Source organism: Aquibium sp. A9E412 (assembly GCF_030398335.1).
GTDB lineage: Bacteria > Pseudomonadota > Alphaproteobacteria > Rhizobiales > Rhizobiaceae > A9E412.
In genome coordinates this window covers 1-5496 of the sequence record NZ_JAOAOP010000117.1, presented here as the reverse complement: position 1 = coordinate 5496, position 5496 = coordinate 1, and the positions used below count along the sequence as shown (strand labels likewise).

General features: G+C 72.5%; 7 protein-coding genes. 6 read left to right on the top strand and 1 reads right to left on the bottom strand.

The genetic code is table 11. The features are described 5' to 3' along the window. On the top strand, positions 1 to 593 hold a 593-nt coding region (locus N1F89_RS20270), incomplete at its 5' end, for an MFS transporter (protein WP_290086286.1). Between the two features lie 98 nt (positions 594 to 691). After that, positions 692 to 1282, top strand: a complete 591-nt coding sequence (locus tag N1F89_RS20265) for a biotin transporter BioY (protein ID WP_290086284.1) — start codon at positions 692 to 694, stop codon at positions 1280 to 1282. Between the two features lie 93 nt (positions 1283 to 1375). On the opposite strand, the gene N1F89_RS20260 is transcribed toward N1F89_RS20265, so the two are convergent. Continuing rightward, on the bottom strand, positions 1376 to 2083 hold the full coding sequence (locus N1F89_RS20260; protein ID WP_290086283.1) for a nitroreductase family protein: 708 nt from the start codon (positions 2081 to 2083) through the stop codon (positions 1376 to 1378). A gap of 117 nt (positions 2084 to 2200) precedes the next feature. Between N1F89_RS20260 and N1F89_RS20255 the strand changes: the two genes are divergently transcribed. From N1F89_RS20255 to N1F89_RS20240, 4 genes are all read left to right on the top strand, one after another. Continuing rightward, positions 2201 to 2647 (top strand): VOC family protein, encoded by a 447-nt coding sequence (locus N1F89_RS20255; protein ID WP_290086282.1) that lies wholly within the window; start codon positions 2201 to 2203, stop codon positions 2645 to 2647. A 198-nt stretch (positions 2648 to 2845) separates the two neighbouring features. Continuing rightward, positions 2846 to 4078 carry a 3-methyl-2-oxobutanoate dehydrogenase (2-methylpropanoyl-transferring) subunit alpha gene (locus N1F89_RS20250; RefSeq protein ID WP_290086281.1) on the top strand — a complete coding sequence of 411 codons (1233 nt, stop codon included), beginning with the start codon at positions 2846 to 2848 and terminating at the stop codon, positions 4076 to 4078. Between the two features lie 4 nt (positions 4079 to 4082). Then, complete coding sequence (locus N1F89_RS20245; RefSeq protein WP_290086280.1) at positions 4083 to 5096, top strand: alpha-ketoacid dehydrogenase subunit beta; 1014 nt, start codon at positions 4083 to 4085, stop codon at positions 5094 to 5096. Position 5097: 1 nt separating this feature from the next. Then, on the top strand, positions 5098 to 5496 hold a 399-nt coding region (locus N1F89_RS20240), incomplete at its 3' end, for a biotin/lipoyl-containing protein (protein WP_290086279.1).

The following is a 5496-nucleotide window of genomic DNA, read 5'->3' as shown; positions in this document are numbered from 1 at the left end:
CGCGCCGCGTCCTTGCCGTGGTGCTCGCCGCGGCGCTGTTTTCCGGCCTGGTCTTCAACGGCGTCAGCATCTCGCTGCCCAAGCTGTTCGACGAACGGCTGGCGGCGATCGCGCCCGCGCTTTCGGGCATCGGCGGCTACACCGCCGCCGTCTTCGCCGTCGCCGCCTTCGCGCAGCTTCCCGTCGGCGCCGCGCTCGACCGCATCGGCGGCCGGCCGCTGATGATCGGCATCTATCTCGCCGCCGCCGCCGCGCTGGCGCTGCTCGCCGGCGCGGCCGGCTGGCCGGCCCTGCCGGCCGCGCTCGCCGCGGTGACGCTGATGTTCGCCGGCATTCCGATCAGCGGCTGGCTGGTCGCCCGCCACGTGCCGCAGGCCTGGCGCGGCCGCGCCTTCGCCTTCGAATACGTTCTGGCGCTCGGCGCCAGCGCGCTGGTCGTGCCGGCGATGGCGGCCCTGCACGGGCTGGGATTCGGCTTTACCTGGCAGTACCTGATTCTCGCCGCCGCGGCGGCGATGGTGGCGCTCGCCGGCCTGCTCTTGCCGCGCCCGGCGCGGCCGCCCCGGCCGCGGCCCGCGCCCCGCGCCGGCTGAGCGCTGCCGCAACGAAGGCGCGCCTTCGGGGCTTGCACACGGCGCGTGTTGCGCTAGTAAATCGCATCCGCCGCATGCCGCGACGCAAGGAGATAGCGATGTCAGCAGCCACCGGAACCCGTTCGCTCGTCAACCTCGCCCTGCCCGAGAAGGGTGCGGCGCGCTTCGCCATGCTGGCCCTGCTGGCGCTCGCCGGCACCGCGATCATCACGCTGTCGGCCAAGTCCAAGGTCGTGCTCGGCCCGGTCGACCTGTCGCTGCAGACGCTCGCCATCCTGCTCGTCGGCGCCGCCTACGGCCTGCGCCTCGGCACCGCCACGCTGCTGCTCTACCTGGCCGAGGGCGCGATCGGCCTGCCGGTCTTCCAGAGCACGCCGGAAAAGGGCATCGGACTCGCCTACATGATGGGCCCGACGGGCGGCTACCTGCTCGGCTTCGTCGCGCTCGCCGCCGCCGCCGGCTGGGCCGCCGACCGCGGCTTCGACCGCAACCCGGTCAAGCTGTTCGGCGCCATGCTGGTCGGCGAGGTGGTGATGATGGCGCTCGGCTTCGCCTGGCTCGCCTATCTGGTCGGCGCCACCGCCGCCTGGCAGTTCGGCGTCGCGCCGTTCGTCCTGCCCGACCTCGTCAAGGTGGCGCTCGCCGCGCTGCTGGTGCCCGGCGTGTGGGGCATCCTCTCGCGCTTCTGAAGCGCGCGAGCCGACCGACTTGCGGGGGGTCGCCGTTGGCGGCCCCCTTTTTCGTTGCGGCAGCGTCGTTGCGGCGAGGGCCGGCGCGGCGCCCTATTCCGGCGCGTCGGGCGGCCGCACGGTGAGGATCGCCTCGAGCGGCTTCTTGATCTTGGCCGCCGCCGGCACCGTGGCGTCGGCCGCCGGATGGCCGACGGCCAGGATCATCACCGGCTTTTCCGACTCCGGCCGGCCGAGCAGCCCGTTGAGGAAGCGCATCGGGTTCGGCGTGTGGGTGAGCGCCGCCAGCCCGGCATGGTGCAGCGCGGCGATCAGGAAGCCGGTGGCGATGCCGACGCTTTCCGGCACGTAGTAGTTCTTGTACCGCGTGCCGTCGTCGAAGAAGCCGTAGCGCTGCGCGAAGACGACGATCAGCCACGGCGCCACCTCGAGATGCGGCTTGTCGGCGCCGGTGCCGATCGGCTCCAGCGCCTTGAGCCATTCGTCGCCCGCGCCGCCGGCATAAAAGCGCGCCTCCTCCTCCTCGGCGGCGCGCCGGATGGCGTGCTTGGTGGCCGCGTCGCCGACGGCGACGAAGTGCCAGGGCTGGTGGTTGGCGCCGCTCGGCGCCGTGCCGGCCGCCGCCACGCAGTCCTCGATGACGCCGCGCGGCACCGGCCGGTCGCAGAAGTCGCGCACCGTGTGGCGGGTGCGCATGCGCGCGAGGAACGCCCGCGCCGCCTGCGCCATCGCCGCGTCGTCCCACGCCTGCCGGTCGGGCAGCGGCACGGCCCGGTAGGCCAGTCCTTGCCTGGAAAACATGGCGCCATCCTCCCTGCCGCCTCGTCGTTCCCGGCATAGGCCGCCGCCCGGCCCTTGTCGAGACGCCGCGGCCGCCCCATCCTGCGCCATCCGCCCATCCCGGCAACGGAGGACGCCATGACCGCGGACGACCGCCCCCGCCTCGTCGGCATCAACCACGTCGCCCTGGAAGTCGGCGACATCGACGCCGCGCTCGCCTTCTACGGCGGCATCTTCCGCTTCGAGCTGCGCGGCCGCGGGCCCGGCCGCGCCTTCCTCGACATGGGCGACCAGTTCCTCGCCCTGTCGGAGGGCCGCCGGCAGGGCGACGACGCGCACCGGCATTTCGGCCTCGTCGTCGACGACCGCGCGCGCGTCCGCGACCTCGCCGCCCGCGCCGGCGCGCGCTTCGTCGAGGGGCCTTTCCTCGACTTCCTCGACCCCTGGGGCAACCGCATCGAGGTCGTCGCCTATGCCGACGTCCAGTTTTCCAAGACGCCGGCCGTGCTCGCCGGCATGGGGCTCGGCGGCCTGGCCAAGAGCGACGACGCGCGCCGCCAGCTCGCCGACAAGGGCCTGGCGTGACGCCGCCCCGCATGTCCGCCGCGCGCGTTCCGCCGCAGGGCAGCCCCCGGCTCGCCGTGCGGAAACGCGCCAAAACAAGGAGTTAGAGCCGATCGGCGATTCACCCGAACGCACGACGGCGCTAGCAATCGCCGGGCGTTTGGCCTAGCACTGAAAGGCGCACGCTCGGCGCGTGCCGGCCGGCCAGGGAGGACGCGCATGACCGACGCCGCCCCGCTCCGCTTCCACGTACCGGAGCCCGAGTTCCGCCCCGGCGACACGCCGGACTTCTCCCAGGTCGCCATCCCCAAGGCCGGCTCGGTGCGTCGGCCCGAGGTCGATGCCGACCCCGAGGCGATCCGCGACCTCGCCTTTTCCATCATCCGCGTCTTGAACCGCAACGGCGAGGCGGTCGGCCCGTGGGCCGGGCTGCTGAGCGACGAGGAGCTGGCGACGGGGCTGCGCGACATGATGCTGCTGCGCACCTTCGACAAGCGCATGCTGATGGCGCAGCGCCAGGGCAAGACCTCCTTCTACATGCAGCACATGGGCGAGGAGGCGGTGAGCGCGGCCTTCCGCAAGGCGCTCATGCCCGGCGACATGAACTTCCCGACCTACCGCCAGGCCGGCCTCCTGATCGCCGGCGGCTACCCGATGGTCGAGATGATGAACCAGATCTACTCCAACGAGGCCGACCCGCTGAAGGGGCGCCAGCTTCCGGTGCTCTACTCCTCGCGCGACTACGGCTTCTTCTCGCTGTCGGGCAATCTCGGCACCCAGTTCGTGCAGGCCGTCGGCTGGGCGATGGCCTCGGCCATCAAGGGCGACAGCAAGATCGCCGTCGGCTGGATCGGCGACGGCTCGACGGCCGAATCCGACTTCCACGCCGCGCTCGTCTTCGCCTCCACCTACAAGGCGCCGGTCGTCCTCAACATCGTCAACAACCAGTGGGCGATCTCGACCTATCAGGGCATCGCGCGCGGCGGCTCGGGCACCTTCGCCGCGCGCGGCCTCGGCTTCGGCATCCCGGCGCTGCGCGTCGACGGCAACGACTATCTCGCCGTCCACGCCGTCGCCAAATGGGCGGCCGAGCGCGCCCGGCGCAATCTCGGCCCGACGCTGATCGAGCACGTCACCTACCGCGTCGGCGCCCATTCCACCTCCGACGACCCGTCGGCCTACCGGCCGAAGGCCGAATCCGACGCCTGGCCGCTCGGCGATCCCGTCCTCCGGCTCAAGAACCACCTGATCGCGCGCGAGCTGTGGAGCGAGGAGCGCCACAAGCAGGCGGAGGCCGAGATCCTCGACACGGTGATCGCCGCCCAGAAGGAGGCGGAGAGCCACGGCACGCTGCATTCCGGCGGCCGGCCCTCGGCGCGCGACATGTTCGAGGGCGTTTTCGCCGAGATGCCGGCGCATCTGCGGCGCCAGCGCCAGGACGCGGGGGTCTGAGCCGATGCCGCGCATGAGCATGATCGAGGCGATCCGCGACGCCATGGACGTCGCCATGGGCCGCGACGACGACGTCGTCGTGTTCGGCGAGGACGTCGGCTATTTCGGCGGCGTCTTCCGCTGCACCCAGGGGCTGCAGCAGAAATACGGCAAGCACCGCTGCTTCGACACGCCGATCAGCGAGCTCGGCATCGTCGGCACCGCCATTGGCATGGGCGCCTACGGGCTCAAGCCCTGCGTCGAGGTGCAGTTCGCCGACTACGTCTACCCCGCCTACGACCAGATCGTCTCGGAGGCGGCGCGGCTGCGCTACCGCTCGAACGGCCAGTTCACCTGCCCGCTGGTCATCCGCATGCCGACCGGCGGCGGCATCTTCGGCGGCCAGACGCACAGCCAGAGCCCGGAGGCGCTGTTCACCCACGTCGCCGGGCTGAAGACGGTGGTGCCGTCCAACCCGCTCGACGCCAAGGGCCTGCTGATCGCCGCCATCGAGGACCCCGATCCGGTGATCTTCCTGGAGCCCAAGCGGCTCTACAACGGCCCCTTCGACGGCCATCACGACCGCCCGGTGACCGCCTGGTCGAAGCACCCGCTCGGCGAGGTGCCGGCCGGCCACTACACCGTGCCGCTCGGCAAGGCGGAGGTGCGGCGCGCCGGCGCCGACGTCACCGTCCTGGCCTACGGCACCATGGTGCACGTCGCCGAGGCGGCCGCCGCCGACACCGGCATCGACGCCGAGATCGTCGACCTGCGCACGCTGGTGCCCTACGACCTCGACACCATCGCCGCCTCGGTGAGGAAGACCGGGCGCTGCGTCGTCGTGCACGAGGCGACGCTGACCAGCGGCTTCGGCGCCGAGCTGTCGGCCCTGGTGCAGGAGACCTGCTTCTACCATCTGGAAGCGCCGGTCGGCCGCGTCGCCGGCTGGGACACGCCCTACCCGCACGCGCAGGAGTGGGACTACTTCCCCGGTCCGGCCCGCGTCGGCCGCGCGCTCGCCGAAGCGATGGAGGCCTGAGATGGGCGAATACGCCATCAAGCTGCCCGATGTCGGCGAGGGCGTCGCCGAGGCCGAGCTCGTCGAGTGGCAGGTCGCCGTCGGCGACGTGGTGCGCGAGGACGACGTGCTGGCCGCCGTGATGACCGACAAGGCGACGGTCGAGATCCCCTCGCCCGTCGAGGGCAAGGTCGCCTGGCTCGGCGCCGAGGTCGGCGACACGGTGGCCGTCGGCACCGTCATCGTGCGCCTCGAGGTCGAGGGCGAGGGCAACGTCGCCGCCGCCGCCACGCCGCGCCCGGCCGAGGCCGACGCGGACGAGGCCGAAGACGAGGCCGCCGACGAAGCGGCGTCGCCCGCCGCCGCCGGGGAGAAGCGCGCACCGGCAGCGCGGGAGACGACCGCCGACGACGACGACGAC

Excerpts from the sequence above, each read along its gene's own strand:
- N1F89_RS20265 (WP_290086284.1), top strand. The coding sequence starts at position 692 with ATGTCAGCAGCCACCGGAACCCGTTCGCTCGTCAACCTCGCCCTGCCC.
- N1F89_RS20260 (WP_290086283.1), bottom strand. The coding sequence starts at position 2,083 with ATGTTTTCCAGGCAAGGACTGGCCTACCGGGCCGTGCCGCTGCCCGAC.
- N1F89_RS20255 (WP_290086282.1), top strand. The coding sequence starts at position 2,201 with ATGACCGCGGACGACCGCCCCCGCCTCGTCGGCATCAACCACGTCGCC.
- N1F89_RS20250 (WP_290086281.1), top strand. The coding sequence starts at position 2,846 with ATGACCGACGCCGCCCCGCTCCGCTTCCACGTACCGGAGCCCGAGTTC.
- N1F89_RS20245 (WP_290086280.1), top strand. The coding sequence starts at position 4,083 with ATGCCGCGCATGAGCATGATCGAGGCGATCCGCGACGCCATGGACGTC.